Origin of the sequence: Thermomonospora sp. CIF 1 (assembly GCF_001896795.1) — a bacterium.
In the GTDB taxonomy this organism is placed as follows: Bacteria; Actinomycetota; Actinomycetes; order Streptosporangiales; family Streptosporangiaceae; genus Thermomonospora; species Thermomonospora curvata.
In genome coordinates this window covers 167257-184935 of sequence record NZ_MOYN02000014.1, presented here as the reverse complement: position 1 = coordinate 184935, position 17679 = coordinate 167257, and the positions used below count along the sequence as shown (strand labels likewise).

Annotated in this window: 10 protein-coding genes, 2 tRNA genes and 3 rRNA genes; 3 read left to right on the top strand and 12 right to left on the bottom strand. The window is 67.2% G+C overall.

Annotation, left to right across the window (positions count from 1 at the left end; genetic code table 11):
- Nucleotides 1-705: 705 nt before the first annotated feature.
- From rrf to BUE48_RS07695, 5 genes are all read right to left on the bottom strand, one after another.
- Nucleotides 706-822 (bottom strand): 5S ribosomal RNA (gene rrf / locus BUE48_RS07715).
- A gap of 272 nt (nt 823-1094) precedes the next feature.
- Nucleotides 1095-4221 (bottom strand): 23S ribosomal RNA (locus BUE48_RS07710).
- 479 nt (nt 4222-4700) lie between these two features.
- Nucleotides 4701-6231 (bottom strand): 16S ribosomal RNA (locus BUE48_RS07705).
- Together the 16S, 23S and 5S rRNA genes form the textbook arrangement of a ribosomal RNA operon.
- 858 nt (nt 6232-7089) lie before the next feature.
- Complete coding sequence (locus tag BUE48_RS07700; RefSeq protein WP_286989482.1) at nt 7090-7965, bottom strand: alpha/beta fold hydrolase; 876 nt, start codon at nt 7963-7965, stop codon at nt 7090-7092.
- Nucleotides 7966-8243: 278 nt separating this feature from the next.
- Nucleotides 8244-8316, bottom strand: a tRNA-Ala gene (locus BUE48_RS07695).
- Nucleotides 8317-8481: 165 nt separating this feature from the next.
- On the opposite strand from BUE48_RS07695, the gene BUE48_RS07690 reads away from it, so the two are divergent.
- The gene (locus BUE48_RS07690) at nt 8482-8907 is read left to right on the top strand and encodes a hypothetical protein (RefSeq protein WP_012851918.1); all 426 of its coding nucleotides are present in this window, start codon (nt 8482-8484) and stop codon (nt 8905-8907) included.
- A 769-nt stretch (nt 8908-9676) separates the two neighbouring features.
- On the top strand, nt 9677-10093 hold the full coding sequence (locus tag BUE48_RS07685) for a WD40 repeat domain-containing protein (protein WP_286989481.1): 417 nt from the start codon (nt 9677-9679) through the stop codon (nt 10091-10093).
- Nucleotides 10094-10368: 275 nt separating this feature from the next.
- On the opposite strand, the gene BUE48_RS07680 is transcribed toward BUE48_RS07685, so the two are convergent.
- From BUE48_RS07680 to nadD, 4 genes are all read right to left on the bottom strand, one after another.
- A tRNA-Ala gene (locus tag BUE48_RS07680) sits at nt 10369-10441 on the bottom strand.
- 80 nt (nt 10442-10521) lie between these two features.
- Nucleotides 10522-11196: a histidine phosphatase family protein gene (locus BUE48_RS07675; RefSeq protein ID WP_041439409.1), complete on the bottom strand. Its 675-nt coding sequence runs from the start codon at nt 11194-11196 to the stop codon at nt 10522-10524.
- 4 nt (nt 11197-11200) lie between these two features.
- Nucleotides 11201-11620: a ribosome silencing factor gene (gene rsfS / locus BUE48_RS07670; protein ID WP_012851915.1), complete on the bottom strand. Its 420-nt coding sequence runs from the start codon at nt 11618-11620 to the stop codon at nt 11201-11203.
- Between the two features lie 156 nt (nt 11621-11776).
- Nucleotides 11777-12400, bottom strand: coding sequence for a nicotinate-nucleotide adenylyltransferase (gene nadD, locus BUE48_RS07665; RefSeq protein WP_083789978.1), 624 nt, complete (start codon nt 12398-12400; stop codon nt 11777-11779).
- A gap of 143 nt (nt 12401-12543) precedes the next feature.
- Between nadD and BUE48_RS07660 the strand changes: the two genes are divergently transcribed.
- The gene (locus BUE48_RS07660) at nt 12544-13569 is read left to right on the top strand and encodes a M48 family metallopeptidase (protein WP_041439407.1); all 1026 of its coding nucleotides are present in this window, start codon (nt 12544-12546) and stop codon (nt 13567-13569) included.
- A 51-nt stretch (nt 13570-13620) separates the two neighbouring features.
- On the opposite strand, the gene BUE48_RS07655 is transcribed toward BUE48_RS07660, so the two are convergent.
- The 3 genes from BUE48_RS07655 to obgE all read right to left on the bottom strand — a co-directional run bounded on the left by BUE48_RS07655 (nt 13621) and on the right by obgE (nt 17572).
- Nucleotides 13621-14877 carry a glutamate-5-semialdehyde dehydrogenase gene (locus BUE48_RS07655; RefSeq protein WP_286989477.1) on the bottom strand — a complete coding sequence of 419 codons (1257 nt, stop codon included), beginning with the start codon at nt 14875-14877 and terminating at the stop codon, nt 13621-13623.
- Nucleotides 14877-16043: a glutamate 5-kinase gene (gene proB / locus BUE48_RS07650; RefSeq protein ID WP_012851911.1), complete on the bottom strand. Its 1167-nt coding sequence runs from the start codon at nt 16041-16043 to the stop codon at nt 14877-14879. The genes BUE48_RS07655 and proB overlap by 1 nt, the downstream gene beginning before the upstream one ends.
- A 137-nt stretch (nt 16044-16180) precedes the next feature.
- Nucleotides 16181-17572 (bottom strand): GTPase ObgE, encoded by a 1392-nt coding sequence (obgE, locus tag BUE48_RS07645; RefSeq protein WP_286989474.1) that lies wholly within the window; start codon nt 17570-17572, stop codon nt 16181-16183.
- Nucleotides 17573-17679 lie beyond the last annotated feature (107 nt).

Below are 17679 nucleotides of genomic sequence, written 5' to 3'. Positions count from 1 at the left end.
AGAGGCGCTGTGGCCGTTCGAGCTGCTCGGATGCTGCACGAAGCCGAGAGGTAGGCGGTGGAGAGTGGTCACGGGCTTGTTGGAGAGCGGCCCGCGGGTGCAGGTGGCCGGCAGTTCCCTGGCGGCCGGCATCGAGTCCTTGGTGTGCTGGGTCATCAGCCGAGAAGAACTCCGCTCCCTCACCCTTGTGGGGAGGCGGTGGCCATGCTGACCCCCCCACCTCACCCGTCAGTCTGCCGAAGCGATGAGGGACCTCACCCCCACATGACACCGCCTCAAACCAAGCGGCAGAGCAAACAAAACCCAGCCTGAATCGGGGATCGGCACACCAACCCGCCCCCCCTCGCCCAACAACACAAAAAAAGGGGGGACCCCCGGTCCCCGTGCTTCCCGGAGCCCGTCCCTCTCAGCCCCGCTCAGGAGCCGAAACCCACCCCCCGCCCACACGGTCGCAGACCCGCCCTCTGGGCTCTCCGAACGCACCCCCGACCCTTTCTCAGCCCCACCTGAAAACCGGGGACGGCACACCACCCCACACCCCAACAAAACAAAAAAGGGAGCTCCCGCCCTTCCGGGAAAACCCGGAAGCACCTCTCTCAACCCCGCTCAGGAGCCGAAAACCCACCCCCACGGGCCCAACAAAAAGAAAAGAGGGAGCCCCGCCCCCAACCCGGGACGAGACCCCCTCCTTTTTCAACGTGTGTGTTCCGGCGGTGACCTACTCTCCCACACAGTCTCCCATGCAGTACCATCGGCGCTGGAGGGCTTAACTACCGGGTTCGGAATGGGACCGGGTGTTTCCCCTCCGCCATAACCACCGGAACGCCCAACCCCCACCCCAACCCACCCAGGGGGCCGGCCACACCCTCCCCGTCCTCCGGGGAAGGGGCCAGGCCCACCGGCGGGCCGGTGAGGAAACCCATCATGGACGCTCCCCCCACCCCCATCAAAAAGGGGCGGGAAACCACACGCTCACACACTGTTCACTTATCAAACCACCCCGAAACCACCCCTTGCGCGGGTGTGTGCGGGGTTGTTTCCTGTGAACCACACAGGGACACGAACACCTGTTGACTGCCCAACCACCCAACGGTGTAGGCAAGCCACTCGGCTTATTAGTACCGGTCCACTCCACCCCTCACAGGGCTTCCATGCCCGGCCTATCAACCCAGTCATCTCCTGGGAGCCTTACCCCCACCCCGAAGGGCGGGGAGGGAGACCTCATCTCGGGGCAGGCTTCCCGCTTAGATGCTTTCAGCGGTTATCCCTCCCGAACGTAGCCAACCAGCCATGCCCCTGGCGGGACAACTGGCACACCAGAGGTTCGTCCGTCCCGGTCCTCTCGTACTAGGGACAGCCCCCCATCAAGTCTCCTACGCGCGCAGCGGATAGGGACCGAACTGTCTCGCGACGTTCTAAACCCAGCTCGCGTGCCGCTTTAATGGGCGAACAGCCCAACCCTTGGGACCTACTCCAGCCCCAGGATGCGACGAGCCGACATCGAGGTGCCAAACCATCCCGTCGATATGGACTCTTGGGGAAGATCAGCCTGTTATCCCCGGGGTACCTTTTAGCCGTTGAGCGACACCCCTTCCACACGGAGATGCCGGATCACTAGGCCCTGCTTTCGCACCTGCTCGACACGTCCGTCTCACAGTCAAGCTCCCTTGTGCCCTTGCACTCACCACCTGATGACCAACCAGGCTGAGGGAACCTTTGGGCGCCTCCGTTACCCTTTAGGAGGCAACCGCCCCAGTTAAACTACCCACCAGGCACTGTCCCCCACCCGGATCCACGGGCGCGGGTTAGACGCTCGAAATGACCAGAGTGGTATTTCACCAACGACTCCACCCGAACTAGCGTCCAGGCTTCACAGTCTCCCACCTATCCTACACAAGCCACCTCAAACGCCAATACCAAGCTGTAGTGAAGGTCCCGGGGTCTTTCCGTCCTGCTGCGCGAAACGAGCATCTTTACTCGTACTGCAATTTCGCCGGGCCTGTGGTTGAGACAGCGGGGAAGTCGTTACGCCATTCGTGCAGGTCGGAACTTACCCGACAAGGAATTTCGCTACCTTAGGATGGTTATAGTTACCACCGCCGTTTACCGGCGCTTAGATTCTCACCTTCACCCCCGAAGGGGTTAAGCGGTCCTCTTAACGTTCCGGCACCGGGCAGGCGTCAGTCCGTATACAGCGTCTTACGACTTCGCACGGACCTGTGTTTTTAGTAAACAGTCGCTTCCCCCTGGCCACTGCGACCCCACCCAGCTCCCCCAGCACGTGGGTTCACCAGACAGGGCCCCCCTTCTCCCAAAGTTACGGGGGCAATTTGCCGAGTTCCTTAACCACAGTTCACCCGAACGCCTCGGTATTCTCTACCTGACCACCTGAGTCGGTTTAGGGTACGGGCCGCCGGCATGCTCGCTAGAGGCTTTTCTCGGCAGCATGGGATCACTCACTTCGCCTAAAACGGCTCGGCATCGCACCTCACCCTCAATGCGCGGCGGATTTGCCTACCGCGCGGGCCACATGCTTACCCCAGGACAACCACCGCCTGGGCTGAGCTACCCTCCTGCGTCACCCCATCGCTTACCTACTACCCCGTCGGGTCCCAGCCTCCCCGCAAACACCCACGACCCGAAGGTCGCAGGGGCGGTTCGGGTGGTTAGCATCCGGAGGTTCGATATGGGCGCATACCAGCGGGTACGGGAATATCAACCCGTTGCCCATCGACTACGCCTCACGGCCTCGCCTTAGGTCCCGACTTACCCTGGGCGGAACAGCCTGCCCCAGGAACCCTTAGTCATCCGGCGCACACGATTCTCACGTGTGACTCGCTACTCATGCCTGCATTCTCACTCCCGCAGCCTCCACCACTCGATCCCTCGGCGGCTTCACCGGCTACAGGACGCTCCCCTACCCACCCCGCGCCCTCCCAAGGAGAACACGAGATGCCACGGCTTCGGCGGTGTGCTTGAGCCCCGCTACATTGTCGGCGCGGAATCACTTGACCAGTGAGCTATTACGCACTCTTTCAAGGATGGCTGCTTCTAAGCCAACCTCCTGGTTGTCACGGCAACTCCACATCCTTTACCACTTAGCACACGCTTCGGGGCCTTAGCCGATGATCTGGGCTGTTTCCCTCTCGACCACGAAGCTTATCCCCCGCAGTCTCACTGCCGCGCTCAACTTACCGGCATTCGGAGTTTGGCTGACTTCGGTAACCCGGTAAGGCCCCTAGGCCATCCAGTAGCTCTACCTCCGGCAAGCACCACGCGACGCTGCACCTAAATGCATTTCGGGGAGAACCAGCTATCACGGAGTTTGATTGGCCTTTCACCCCTAGCCACAGGTCATCCCCCAGGTTTTCAACCCTGGTGGGTTCGGGCCTCCACACCGTCTTACCGGCGCTTCACCCTGCCCATGGCTAGATCACCCCGCTTCGGGTCCACAGCATGCGACTCAAACGCCCTCTTCAGACTCGCTTTCGCTACGGCTACCCCACACGGGTTAACCTCGCCACACACCATGACTCGCAGGCTCATTCTTCAAAAGGCACGCCATCACCAACCCCACCAAAGGCAGGGCCAACGGCTCTGACGGCTTGTAGGCATACGGTTTCAGGTACTCTTTCACCACCCCTCACCGGGGCACTTTTCACCATTCCCTCACGGTACTAGTCCGCTATCGGTCACCAGGAAGTATTTAGCCTTACCACGTGGTCGTGGCAGATTCACACGGGATTCCACGGGCCCCGTGCTACTCGGGACAACGCCCGGGAGCCGCATGCGTTTCGCCTACCGGACTCTCACCGTCTACGGTCGACCATCCCAGATCGTTCGGCTACACACACGGTTTCTCACTCCCCGCCAGGCCGGCGGACCCAGCTGGGCGCTCCCACAACCCCGCACACGCAACCCCCGCCGGGTATCACACGCGCACGGTTTAGGCTCCTCCGCTTTCGCTCACCACTACTCACGGAATCACAATTTGTTTTCTCTTCCAGCGGGTACTGAGATGTTTCACTTCCCCGCGTTCCCACCAACCGCCCTATACATTCAGACGGCGGCGACACCCCATGACAGGTGCCAGGTTACCCCATTCGGAAATCCCCGGATCACAGCCTGGTTGCCGGCTCCCCGAGGCATATCGCAGGCTCCCACGTCCTTCATCGGCTCCTGGTGCCAAGGCATCCACCGTATGCCCTTACCAACTTACCAACACCAACCCCTCCACAAAAAAGGGAGGAAACAGGTGGTCGGGCAATCAACAGATGCTCGCGTCCACTATGCAGTTCACAAAAAACAACCGGACAACCACACCCACACACCCCACCACCAGGCAGAGCGCCAGGCACGTGGCCCCGAACAGTCCGAGAAAACCAACCCCCAAAGAGGCCCGTTTCCTCAGGACCCAACAGTGTGCCCAACCCACCCAAGCCCCCGACACCGGAGGTTCCACACCCCGAACCCCACCCCCCGCACAGGGAGAAGCAAGGCTCCGACCCCTCAGTCAAGAGGAGCCATCCGACACCGTCGGATGCGGGTAGTACTGACCGGGCAGCAACCCAGGCAGGTTGACTAGCCAGTGTTCCACGATTTGCGAGCACCGGTCCGAGGCACCCACGGCCCCGTAGACCGAAACCCTGAACCACACCAACACCACACAAGTGCCGGCAGGTTGGACAAGTGCTCCTTAGAAAGGAGGTGATCCAGCCGCACCTTCCGGTACGGCTACCTTGTTACGACTTCGTCCCAATCGCCAGCCCCACCTTCGACCGCTCCCCCCCTTACGGGTTAGGCCACGGGCTTCGGGTGTTGCCGACTTTCGTGACGTGACGGGCGGTGTGTACAAGGCCCGGGAACGTATTCACCGCAGCGTTGCTGATCTGCGATTACTAGCGACTCCGACTTCACGAAGTCGAGTTGCAGACTTCGATCCGAACTGAGACCGGCTTTTAGGGATTCGCTCCACCTCACGGTATCGCAGCCCTCTGTACCGGCCATTGTAGCATGTTTGCAGCCCAAGACATAAGGGGCATGATGACTTGACGTCGTCCCCACCTTCCTCCGAGTTGACCCCGGCGGTCTTCCATGAGTCCCCGGCATAACCCGCTGGCAACATGGAACGAGGGTTGCGCTCGTTGCGGGACTTAACCCAACATCTCACGACACGAGCTGACGACAGCCATGCACCACCTGTCACCCGCCCCCGAAGGGACCCTGCATCTCTGCAGGTTTTCGGGTGATGTCAAGCCTTGGTAAGGTTCTTCGCGTTGCGTCGAATTAAGCAACATGCTCCGCCGCTTGTGCGGGCCCCCGTCAATTCCTTTGAGTTTTAGCCTTGCGGCCGTACTCCCCAGGCGGGGCGCTTAATGCGTTAGCTACGGCGCGGAATCCGTGGAAGAACCCCACACCTAGCGCCCAACGTTTACGGCGTGGACTACCAGGGTATCTAATCCTGTTCGCTCCCCACGCTTTCGCTCCTCAGCGTCAGAACAGGCCCAGAGCACCGCCTTCGCCACCGGTGTTCCTCCCGATATCTGCGCATTTCACCGCTACACCGGGAATTCCATGCTCCCCTACCTGCCTCTAGCCTGCCCGTATCCACCGCAAACCCACGGTTAAGCCGTGGGCTTTCACGACAGACGCGACAAGCCGCCTACGAGCTCTTTACGCCCAATAATTCCGGACAACGCTCGCGCCCTACGTATTACCGCGGCTGCTGGCACGTAGTTAGCCGGCGCTTCTTCTGCACCTACCGTCCAAACTTCGTCGGTGCTGAAAGGGGTTTACAACCCGAAGGCCTTCATCCCCCACGCGGCGTCGCTGCGTCAGGCTTTCGCCCATTGCGCAAGATTCCCCACTGCTGCCTCCCGTAGGAGTCTGGGCCGTGTCTCAGTCCCAGTGTGGCCGGTCGCCCTCTCAGGCCGGCTACCCGTCGTCGCCTTGGTAGGCCGTCACCCCACCAACAAGCTGATAGGCCGCGAGCCCATCCCCGACCGAACCCCCAAAAAGAGGGAACTTTCCACCCCCCACCATGCGACAGGAGGTGAATATCCGGTATTAGACCCAGTTTCCCAGGCTTATCCCAGAGTCGAGGGCAGGTTACTCACGTGTTACTCACCCGTTCGCCGCTCGAGTACCCCCGAAGGGGCCTTTCCGCTCGACTTGCATGTGTTAAGCACGCCGCCAGCGTTCGTCCTGAGCCAGGATCAAACTCTCCACCAAAGGCCACACACCCACCCGGCACAAACACCAGGTGAGCCAAACCTTCAGACGAGATCAAACGATCCCAACAACATCATCCTCTGACGAGGAACCACAACCCCCACCCACACCAGGCAGAGGCTGACACAAGGCACTGGCTTTTGACACACTGTTGAGTTCTCAAGAAACGGACACCCACCGGACCAGCGACCCGCAACCACGGGCCCCGACCCCGGGGCAACCCTTCAACACTACCGGGATCCTAGCCCCAGTCAAGAGACCGATCAAATCGACCTCACCGACCAGGAACCTCGCCCAGCCCCACACCCACACCCGCCGACACAGCCGACGAGCCGCAACGATCAAAGACCGAACCCGGTGTGGGAGTCCCGTCGGGCCGGCCACCTCACCCGGTGTCCCGCATCCCGTCTGGGCTCACCTCTCCAGGATACCCCCGCCCGAACACCCCGTCGAACGAGATTCCCCAGAGAGACCCCCTCCTTCCAAGCCGGCCGCCTCACTACCGGCGGCCCCGCTCCCCGGAGGGCACGAGAACTCTAAGCAAGATCAACACAAACGTCAAACCAGCCCCGGTAGGCACCGCTGGCCACCCCTGCCGGTCGCATCCCACTGGTCACTGCTCCGAGCTCTTGCCAGCGCAACATGCGCCTCACTACCTCACAGTCTCCAGACAGGCTCCCAGGAAAGACCTCCAAGCCGTCAGCGCCCACCGGCCCCTGATCTGGTGAACGCTCCGGTCGTGGTCCCAGGGAGCTCCAAGCCCCGATAGGCAGGCAGCCAGTAGATCGACCTGGAAAGACACTCACTCGGGCGTTGTCGTCCCGGTGCCTCCGCTCGGCCGGCACGGGCGAGGCTGACTCACTGGCCCGGAGACTCGGCTTCTTCCATCACGAAGTCGCGGAGCAGCTCGAAAGCCCGGTCCGGAGCCTCGCGGAAGACGCCGTGCCCGACCTCCGCTAGGACATGCAGTCGCACCGGGCAGCCGGTGAGCGCACCGGCGAGGCGTCGGGCCGCCGGTGCCGTGGCCACCGGGTCGTCCTCGCCCGCCAGGATGAGCGTGGGGCACCTCACCGCATGGAGCCGGTCCCAGGGGTCGAAGTCGGCCGCCAGGTGATGCCGGAAGTGTTCGAGGACATCGTGGTTCCAGCGGATGCGGCGCAGCCGGTCGGCGGCTTCGGGGTCGCCGTCTGGGCGGCGGGAGTAGAGGGGTAGGCAGACGCTCTCCCATTCCCGGCGGATCTCGTCGCCGGTCTCCCCCTTCCAGTAGCGCCGGGCCACCTCGCGGGCGCGCGGGCCACCAAGGCGTTCAAAGACCGCCAGGCGTTCTGCGGTGGGTCCGGGCATGACGCTGTCCAGCACCAGTTTGGACAACCTGTCCGGGTGGCGTAGCGCCGCCGTCAGCGCGACCCAGCCCCCGCTTGAAGTGCCGAGCAGGACGGGATCTGCGATCTCCAGGACGTCGCAGAAGGCGATGACGTCATCGGCCCAGCGTTCCCACGTCCATGAGCGGGCGTCGCCGCGGTCGGAGCGTCCGCTGCCCCGCTGGTCGAGGTAGATCACCTGGGCGAAGGCCGTGGCAGCGGTGAAGATCGGTTTGAAGAGCGTGTGGTCGGCGCCCGGCCCGCCGTGCAGCACGACGATCGTCGGGCGCTCTCGCATCGCCGGCCCGTCCGGGACGAGGTGAGGGCCGTCGACATCGAAGTAGAGCTTCACATCTCCCACTCGGACGCGCATCGCCCCATTTTGCGCCGGTGTGTTCCAAGGGGTGAGACAACGGCGAAAGAGTGGATTGTTGGGTGAGTCCCGTTCGGACGCGGAGGCGCGGCACCCGATCGCACTCGCGTTCAGCCAGGTCGCCGGCCCTGAGCCTGTTCAACATGTGGCTTTGGAGGTTCGGGACGGAAACCTCAGCGGGGAAAGCCGATGCTTGCGAGGCTCATCCCGGGCCGACAACGACGAAGGCCACTGTGGGGAGCGTCACTGCCGCTGACCACAGTGGCCTTCGATTCAGGTGGAGCTATGGGGATTCGAACCCCAGACCTCCTCCATGCCATGGAGGCGCGCTACCAACTGCGCCATAGCCCCGTGCTCGTCGGTGGCCGGAAGATCCGCCGACTGCTGGAAGAGAGCTTAGTGCACTCGGCGAGTGAATCTGCACAGCGACCCCGATTGCGGGATCATTGATCAGCCTTGACCTGTGCGGCGTCGCCTCCTCGATGGCGCCCTGTCGGTCCTCCGGAGGTTCTGCGCATGCGGCGGCTGATCATCGCGCTCCTGGTGCTGCCCAGCACGTTCGGGCTGTCGTTGTGGACCGGCTTCGGCCCCTTCGACGATTGGGTGCACAACTGCCAGGTCCGGCAGCAGTACCTGGACCGCCTCGAGGCCATGCGGGTGGAGGTCAACAAGCTCCGCGTGGAGGGACGCTCCGAGAAGGAGATCGCCGAGATCATGGTCCCGCGGCACAACGAGGCCAAGGCCCTGGTGCGCACCAAGATGAAGGCCAAGGAGGTGGCCAAGCTGGAGGAGCGCAACCGGGCCCGCTACGGCGACCCGATGGGCCCCACGGTGGAGTGGATGCACGCCCAGCACGGCGGCAACTGGCACGAGGTCGTCGAGGCCACCTTGGACTCCAACAGGCTCTACGACCTGTCCTGCCTGCCCTGGTTCGACCTGTGACCCCGCCAGCCCGTCAAGCGTCCGATCTGGACTTCACGCTGCCCCCGGGGCCGGGACGGCGCGCCAAGAAGTGGCTCCTCCCCGATGGCCCGGGGGCGGTCCGGTCGATCTCGGTGGCCGAGGACGGCACCTGCGCGATCGCCTACGAGGCTCCCCGGCACGCGCCGGACTCCGCCTGCGAGGTGCACGTACGGTCCGGTCCCGATCTGCAGGCACAGGTCGCCCGGTACGAGGCGTTGCGAGCGCCGGTGGCGCTCACCCGGGACGGCAGGCGCCTGGCCGCGGCGGAGACGGTCCCGCCCGGGTCGGAGCGGACCTCACCGTCCCCGGGCGTCCGGGTGATCGAGGTGGGGGACGGAACCGAGGGCGTGCACTGGCCTCTTCAGGCGCTTTTCGGCTGGACGCCCAGCGGCGAGACGCTGGTGGCGCTCACCCGTCGCCCCGGCATGCGCCCGCCGGTCATGTCCCCGGCGATTCCGCCGGCGGCGGTCGTGGACGACCTGCTCGGCCTGGAGCGGGACGCAAAGGCCCGTCTGGTGGCCGCTGACGTCGTGCGGGCAGAAGTGACCGCCCTGGACCGGCACCGGGTGCTGGGCGGCACCCTGTATCAGGGGGCGCAACTGGCGGTCACGGGCGATGGGGCGGTGGCCATCGTCCATACGTCCGATTACGGGGTGTACAGCCGCCTGGTGGGGTTCTCGGTGGCCACGGGCGAACTGGTGTGGTCTCAGCCTGCGCTCACCGAGAAAAAGCGCCTGTTCCGGGAGCCTTGCCGGGCGGCCGTTTGGCGGCGTTCGCCTCCGCTCCCGGCCCGCGCGGCCGGCTGGTGGTGCGCATCGCGGACAACGCCCTGCCCGAAGACGTCAATCTCACAGTCCTCGACACCGCCACCGGCCGGGTGGTGCTCGCCCTGGACACCCGTGAACTCGGCTCGGACAAAGCACCCAACGCCCTGTGCTTCCACCCCAGCGGCTGGCTCGCGGTGGGATTCGGAGACGGCCGGGTGGCCCATGTGACCATGACCGGTTCGTCCACCGTCTACCGGGCCGTCTCCCGCGCGATCTCCGCTCTCGCCTTCACATCGGATGGCGCCCGGCTGCTGGTGGGCGGTTCCGACCCCAGGGGGCTGTGCGCGGTGGAGCTGACAGCGGCCGAACGAAACCCGCTGGAGCAGTCTGCAAGGTAATTCCGAGGCCGGTCCGAAGGAGCGGGTCAGAAAGCCTCATGGGCCCTATCGCTCGCCCGCGGCGGAAGAGGTCCTGTCCTAAGAACGGGTCGGTGCCCTTCGAGAACAACCGGGTTCCCGCCGAGCCGAAACCTTCAAGGTCCTGCGCACTCAGGGCCTTGTACCGACGTGTGAAGGCAAAACCCGGAGACCCAGGGGTCGTTCCCCGGGCCGATACGACGAGGGCCGGTGAGGAAAGCGGCTGTACCGCTGACTTCACCGGCCCTGGATCCAGGTGGAGCTATGGGGATTCGAACCCCAGACCTCCTCCATGCCATGGAGGCGCGCTACCAACTGCGCCATAGCCCCGCGCAACTGCGTGGACTTTCATCCCGCAGCGCGCAGCCAGTGTATAGGACACCGGCCGTTGACTCGAATCGAATTGCCGTTCAGGTGGTGCCGTTGCCGTCGTCCTGCCCGGGACGGTCGTCGCTGAGGACCGGTTCGGGCAGGGTGCCGGCGTTGTGCTCGACCAGGCGCCAGCCGCCGTCGCGCATCTCCTCCAGCACCGACCAGCAGCAGTTGGACAGGCCGCCGAGCCGTTCCCACAGCTCCTCGGGCAGGCCCAGCAGCCCGCACATGCCCAGCCGGAGGGCGGCGCCGTGGGAGGCGGCGACCAGGAGCCCGTCGGGGGGCAGCGCGTCCACGGCGCGTTCCAGGGCGGCGCTGACCCGCTTGGCGACCTGGGTGCTGGTCTCGCCGCCGGGCGGCTGCCAGAGGGCGTGCTCGACCGGCCAGCGTTCGCGGATCTCCTTGCCGGTCAGGCCCTCCCACTTGCCGCCGTCGCGCTCGATGAGGTCACGGTCGTAGGTGACGGTCAGACCGGTGATCTCGGCGAGTGCGGCGGCGGTGTCGGCGGCGCGCTGCAGCGGGGAGGAGACGATCGCGGTGGGCCGCAGCCCGGCCAGCAGCCGGGCGGAGCGGGCCGCCTGGGCGCGACCGACCTCATTCAGCGGGATGTCGGTCTTGCCTTGGAAGCGGTTCTCGACGTTCCACGAGGTCTGGCCGTGCCGCCACAGCACCAGCCGGCGGCGGCCGGGCTCCCGGCGGGCGCCCGTGCCCATCTCGTCACTCACCCAGACCTCCGGAACCGGCCATGGAGGCACGCTGTGCGGCGTGCGCGGTGACTGCCTGCGGCAGCGGGATGACGGGGCAGTCCTTCCACAGCCGTTCCAGGGCGTAGAAGGCGCGTTCCTCCTGGTGCTGGACGTGGATGATCACATCGAGGTAGTCCAGCAGGATCCAGCGGCCCTCGCGTTCCCCTTCGCGACGCACGGGCTTGGCGTCGGCCTCCTCGCGCAGTCGCTTTTCGATCTCGTCGACGATGGCCCGGACCTGACGGTCGTTGGGCGCCGAGCAGAGCAGGAAGGCGTCGGTGATCACCAGCTGCTCGCTCACGTCGTAGGCGATGATGTCGTCGGCCAGCTTGTCGCCCGCCGCCTCGGCGGCGATCCGGACCAGCTCGGCGGCCCTGTCGGATGCGGTCACGTGCGGTCGTGATCCTCCCGGTTGGGGACGGTTCCCGGTCTACTCTCTCACGACCGTCGCCGCTGCCCGTGCTTTCGCGGCAAAGCGGGCGGCGGTCGCTTCCCTCCAGGTTATGCCGTGGCGGCGCCCGGCGGGTGCGGGTCGCTTCATCGCAGGTCAGCGCCGGTCGGGGGCGTCGCGGTACAGGCCGCGCTTGTTGATGTACTGGACGATGCCGTCGGGGACGAGGTACCAGATCGGTTCCCCGGCGCGGACCCGGTCGCGGCACTCGGTGGAGGAGATCGCCAGGGCGGGCACTTCCACCAGGCTGACCCGGCCCTTGGGCAGGCCGGGGTCGGCGAGGCGGTGGCCGGGCCGGGTGCAGCCGATGAAGTGCGCGAGGTTGAACATGTCGGCGGCGTTGCGCCAGGTCAGGATCTTGGCCAGGGCGTCGGCGCCGGTGATGAAGAACAGTTCGGTCTGCGGGCCGTAGATCTTGCGCATCTCCCGCAGCGTGTCGATGGTGTAGGTGGGTCCGGGCCGGTCGATGTCGACGCGGCTGACGGAGAAGCGGGGGTTGGAGGCGGTGGCGATCACCGTCATCAGGTAGCGGTCCTCGGCCGCGGTCACCTGGCGTTCGGACTTCTGCCAGGGTCTGCCGGTGGGGACGAAGACCACCTCGTCCAGCCGGAACAGGTGGGCGACCTCGCTGGCGGCCACCAGGTGGCCGTGGTGGATGGGGTCGAAGGTGCCGCCCATGATGCCGAGTCGCCTGGGACCATCGGCAGTGCTGCTGGTCATATCGGTGACCATAACGAGCGCCGATCTTCAGGTCGCAGGCCGCCCCGGGGTTGCGGCCCGGACGTTCGGGCCGCTGAAGGTGGCCGGAACGGGCCTTCGGGAACCTTGGGGCGGGGCCGCTCGTCGGACTTAGCATGCCGGATATGACGAAGAACACGCCGGACCGGGCACGTAAACGCTTCCCCGGGATCAGCTCCCGGGCCTATGAGCATCCGGCCGACCGGTCCGCCCTGGTGGCGTTGCGGTCGCTGACCGGGTTCGACACCGTCCTGCGCCGGCTGTCCGGCATGTTCAGCGAACGCGCCCTGCGGCTGATGTTCCTGGGCGGGGCCGTGCGGGTCGGCGACGACCAGTTCCGCAACATCCACGACATGGTCCGCGACGCGGCCTACATCCTGGACTTCGACGAGGTCCCCGAGCTGTACGTGGTGCAGGACCCGACGCCGAACGCGATGACGATCGGCAGCGGCAAGCCGTTCATCGTGCTCAGCACCGGGCTGATCGAGCTGCTCGACGACGAGGAGCTGCGGTATGTGGTGGGGCACGAGGTGGGGCACATCCTGTCCGGGCACGCGGTGTACCGGACGATGCTGCTGATCCTCACCTCGCTGGGGGCGCGGCTGGCGTGGCTGCCGCTGGGCAACCTGGCGATCGGGGCGATCGTGATCGGGTTGCAGGAGTGGCAGCGCAAGGCGGAGCTGTCGGCCGACCGGGCCGGGCTGCTGACCAGCCAGGACCCGGACGCGGTCAAGCGGGCGCTGATGAAGATCGCCGGCGGGCCGCGCCTGGCGGAGATGAACACCGACGCCTTCCACCGGCAGGCCCGCGAGTACGACGCGGCCGGGGACGTGCGCGACGGGCTGCTGAAGTTCCTCAACCTGCTGCAGCGGTCGCACCCGTACCCGGTGGTGCGGTTCGCCGAGATCGACAAGTGGGCCTCCGGCCCCGAGTACCGGCGGATCCTGGAGGGCGACTATCCGCGCCGGGACGGCGATGAGGAGGCGAAGGTCACCGACGAGATCCGCAACGCCGCCAAGGCCTACCGGGAGTCCTGGAACGAGACGGCCGACCCGTTCATCGGCAAGCTCCGCGACATCGCCGACGGCGCCGCGGGCCTGGCCGGTGATCTGCTGTCGCGGGTCACCGGCCAGACCCGCGGCCGCGGCTGAACGGGCGCGCCGCCCGGCCGCCGCGGCGGCCGGGCGGCGGTGCGGGTTTTCTCAGCCCCGCAGCTGGCCTTCGCCGGTGACGACGTACTTGGTGGAGGTCAGCTCCGGCAGGCCCATGGGGCCGCGGGCGTGCAGCTTCTGGGTGGAGATGCCGATCTCGGCGCCGAAGCCGAACTCCTCCCCGTCGGTGAAGCGGGTGGAGGCGTTGACCATGATCGCGGCGGAGTCGACGGTGGCGATGAAGCGGCGGGCGGCCTGCTGGGAGTCGGTGACGATCGCCTCGGTGTGGCCGGAGCCGTACTTGCGGATGTGGGCGGCGGCCTCCTCCAGGGAGTCGACCACGCGGGCGGCGATGTCCAGCGACAGGTACTCGGCGTACCAGTCGTCCTCGGTGGCGGGCACCACGGCGTCGGAGTAGGCGCGGACGCGCTCATCGCCGTGCACGGTGACGCCCTTGTCCTGGAAGGCGGCGAGAATCCGGGGCAGGAAGGCGTCGGCGATGTCGCGGTGGACCAGCAGCGTCTCGGCGGCGTTGCACACCGACGGGCGCTGGGTCTTGGCGTTGATGACGATGTCGACGGCCATGTCCAGGTCGGCGGCGGCGTCCACGTAGACGGCGCAGTTGCCCACGCCGGTCTCGATGACCGGCACGGTGGACTCCTCCACCACCGAGTTGATCAGCGAGGCGCCGCCGCGGGGGATCAGCACGTCCACCAGGCCGCGGGCCCGCATCAGGTGCTTGGCGGACTCGCGGGTGGTGCCGGGCACCAGCTGCACGGCGTCGGCGGGCACCTGGGTGCCGGCCAGGGCGTCCTGCATGATGCGCACCAGCGCGGTGTTGGAGTTGTAGGCCGAGGACGAGCCGCGCAGCAGCACCGCGTTGCCGCTCTTGAGGCACAGCGCGGCGGCGTCCACGGTGACGTTGGGGCGGCCCTCGTAGATCATGCCGACCACGCCCATGGGGACCCGGATCTGCCGCAGCTCCAGGCCGTTGGGCAGCACGGTGCCGCGCACCACCTCGCCGACCGGGTCGGGCAGCGCGGCGACCTTGCGGACGGCCGCGGCGATCGCCTGGATGCGGCCCTCGTCCAGGCTGAGCCGGTCGATCATGTACTCGGAGATGCCGTTCTCGCGGGCGGCGGCGACATCGGCCCCGTTGGCCTTGACGATCTCGGGGACGTGCGCCAGCAGGGCATCGGCGATGGCGTGCAGGGCGGCGTCCTTGGCGGCCCGCGGCAGCGGCGCCAGCGTCGCCGACGCCTCCCGGGCCAGACCGGCCACCCGCAGGAAGTCTTCGCGCTCGCTCATCACCGTGCTCCTTCGTCTCCTCGCCGGTCCAAGATGACCAGATCATCGCGGTGGATGATCTCTCGCTGGTATTCGGGGCCCAGCTCGCGGGCCAGCCAGCGGGTGGAGCGGCCCATCAGGGCCGGGATCTCCCCCGCGTCATAGTTCACCAGACCGCGCGCCACCACGCGCCCTTCGCCATCGACCACGTCCACCGGGTCGCCGGCGGAGAAGTCGCCCTCCACGCCGGTGACCCCGGCCGGCAGCAGCGACTTGCGGCGCCGCACCACCGCGTCGACCGCCCCCGGGTCCAGGATCAGCCGGCCCTGGCCGGTGGTGGCGTGCGCCAGCCACAGCAGCCGGGTGGAGGGGCGCTGGGCCCGGGTGGGGTGGAAGTAGGTGCCGACCGGTTCGCCGGCCAGTGCGGCGGCGGCGGAGGCGGCGTTGGTGAGCACCACCGGGACGCTGGCGCCGCCGGCGATGCGGGCCGCCTCGACCTTGGTGACCATGCCGCCGGTGCCGACCCGCCCGGAGCCGCCGAGCTTGACGTCGGCCAGGTCGTCGGGGCCGTGCACGTCGGTGATGCGGCGGGCGTCGCCGTGGCGGGGGTCGCCGGTGTAGAGGGCGTCCACGTCCGACAGCAGGATCAGGGCGTCGGCGCGGACCAGGTGCGCCACCAGCGCCGCCAGCCGGTCGTTGTCGCCGAAGCGGATCTCGTCGGTGGCGACGGTGTCGTTTTCGTTGACGATCGGGACGATGCCCATCGCCAGCAGCTGCTCCAGGGCGCGGCGGGCGTTGCGGTGGTGGGCGCGCCGCATCAGGTCGTCGGCGGTCAGCAGCACCTGCCCGACGCGCATGCCGTAGCGGGCGAAGGAGGAGGTGTAGCGGGCCACCAGCAGTCCCTGGCCGACGCTGGCGGCGGCCTGCTGGGTGGCCAGGTCGGTGGGGCGGCGGGTCAGGCCGAGCGGGCCCATGCCGGCGGCGATGGCGCCGGAGGAGACGAACACGATCTGCCGGCCGGCGTTCTTGGCCGCCGCCAGCACGTCCACCAGCGCGTCGATGCGGTCGGCGTCGATGGTGCCCTGCGGGGTGGTCAGCGAGGACGAGCCGGCCTTGACCACCACCCGCCGGGCGCAGGCGATGGCCTCACGGATCCTGGGAGTCGCCGTCTCCGCTTCGATGATCATGCGTTTCCCCCGTTCGCCTCCGGCATGCCCTCAGACGCCGCCTTTTCCCTTCGTCGGCTCATGTGCGTGTGCGGTCTTGCGGTGCTCGGCGGGCTGAAGCCTTGCGGACGCAACGGACTCCTTTGCGGTGTGCTCGTTCATCGGCCCTCCAGCCGGTGGTCGGTGCCGCGCGGGCCGAGGGCCTGGGTCTGGCCGGCGGCGATCTCCGGCTCCCAGTCGAAGACCACCGCGTCGTCCTCGGTGCCGATCATGACGGTGGCGCCGGGTTTGGCGCCGGCCTCGGCCAGGGCCTCCTCCACGCCCAGCCGGGCCAGCCGGTCGGCCAGGTAGCCGACCGCCTCGTCGTTGGTGAAGTCGGTCTGGCGCAGCCAGCGCAGCGGCTTGGTGCCGCTGATCAGGTAGGTGTTGTCGCCCATCGGCTTGATGGTGAAGTCGGCGCCGGCGACCGGCTCGGGGCGGATCACCAGCCGGGTCGGCTCGGGGGGCGGCAGGCTGGCCCGGTAGGAGCGCACCATCTCGGCCATGGCGAACGACAGTTCGCGCAGCCCTTCGCGGGTGGCGGCGGAGACCTCGAAGACCTTCAGGCCGCGTTCTTCGAACTCCGGGCGGACCAGCTCGGCCAGCTCCCGGCCGTCCGGGACGTCGATCTTGTTGAGGGCGATCAGGCGGGGGCGGTCCGACAGCGGGCGCACGTGCTCGCCCAGCGCCCGGTCGTAGGCCTGCAGCTCCTTTTCGATGACCTCATAGTCGGTGAGCGGGTCGCGTCCGGGCTCCAAGGTGGCGCAGTCCAGGACGTGCACGATGGTGGAGGAGCGCTCGATGTGGCGCAGGAACTCCAGGCCCAGCCCGCGGCCGCGGCTGGCGCCCTCGATCAGGCCGGGCACGTCGGCGACGGTGAAGGTGGTGTCCCCGGCCTCCACCACCCCCAGGTTGGGGGTGAGCGTGGTGAACGGGTAGTCGGCGATCTTGGGGCGGGCCGCCGACAGCGCCGCGATCAGGGAGGACTTGCCGGCGCTGGGGAAGCCCACCAGCGCCACGTCGGCGACGCTCTTGAGCTCCAGGACGATGTCGAGCTTCTCGCCCTCCTCGCCCAGCAGCGCGAAACCGGGGGCCTTGCGTTTGGGGGAGGCCAGCGCCGCGTTGCCGAGCCCGCCCCGGCCGCCGCGGGCGACGACGAACCGGGTGCCCTCCCCCACCAGGTCGGCCAGCACCTGGCCGTCGGTGGTCATCACGACCGTGCCGTCGGGGACGGGCAGCACCACGTCCTCGCCGTCGGCCCCGTTGCGGTGCGAGCCCTGGCCGGGTTTGCCGTTGCCGGCCCGGCGGTGCGGGCGGCGGTGGTACTCCAGCAGGCTGGCGGTGCCGGTGTCGACGACCAGGATGACATCGCCGCCGCGGCCGCCGTTGCCGCCGTCGGGGCCGCCCAGCGGCTTGAACTTCTCCCGGTGGACCGAGGCGCAGCCATGCCCGCCGTCGCCCGCCGCGACGTGCAGCACCACCCGGTCAATGAACTGCGCGCCAGCGGCCATGGTGTCTCCTCGTGATGTGTCGCCTGTGCTCGGACCCTGTGCGGTGCGCTCGCCTGCTCTCAGCCGGCCCTTTGGCCGACATGGCAGAGGGCGGACCTGCCGGTCCG

What these genes read in the sequence shown, in the direction of transcription:
- BUE48_RS07660 (WP_041439407.1), top strand. Translation starts at nt 12,544, where the DNA reads ATGACGAAGAACACGCCGGACCGGGCACGTAAACGCTTCCCCGGGATC.
- BUE48_RS07655 (WP_286989477.1), bottom strand. Translation starts at nt 14,877, where the DNA reads ATGAGCGAGCGCGAAGACTTCCTGCGGGTGGCCGGTCTGGCCCGGGAG.
- proB (WP_012851911.1), bottom strand. Translation starts at nt 16,043, where the DNA reads ATGATCATCGAAGCGGAGACGGCGACTCCCAGGATCCGTGAGGCCATC.
- BUE48_RS07700 (WP_286989482.1), bottom strand. Translation starts at nt 7,965, where the DNA reads ATGCGCGTCCGAGTGGGAGATGTGAAGCTCTACTTCGATGTCGACGGC.
- nadD (WP_083789978.1), bottom strand. Translation starts at nt 12,400, where the DNA reads ATGACCAGCAGCACTGCCGATGGTCCCAGGCGACTCGGCATCATGGGC.
- obgE (WP_286989474.1), bottom strand. Translation starts at nt 17,572, where the DNA reads ATGGCCGCTGGCGCGCAGTTCATTGACCGGGTGGTGCTGCACGTCGCG.
- BUE48_RS07690 (WP_012851918.1), top strand. Translation starts at nt 8,482, where the DNA reads ATGCGGCGGCTGATCATCGCGCTCCTGGTGCTGCCCAGCACGTTCGGG.
- BUE48_RS07675 (WP_041439409.1), bottom strand. Translation starts at nt 11,196, where the DNA reads ATGGGCACGGGCGCCCGCCGGGAGCCCGGCCGCCGCCGGCTGGTGCTG.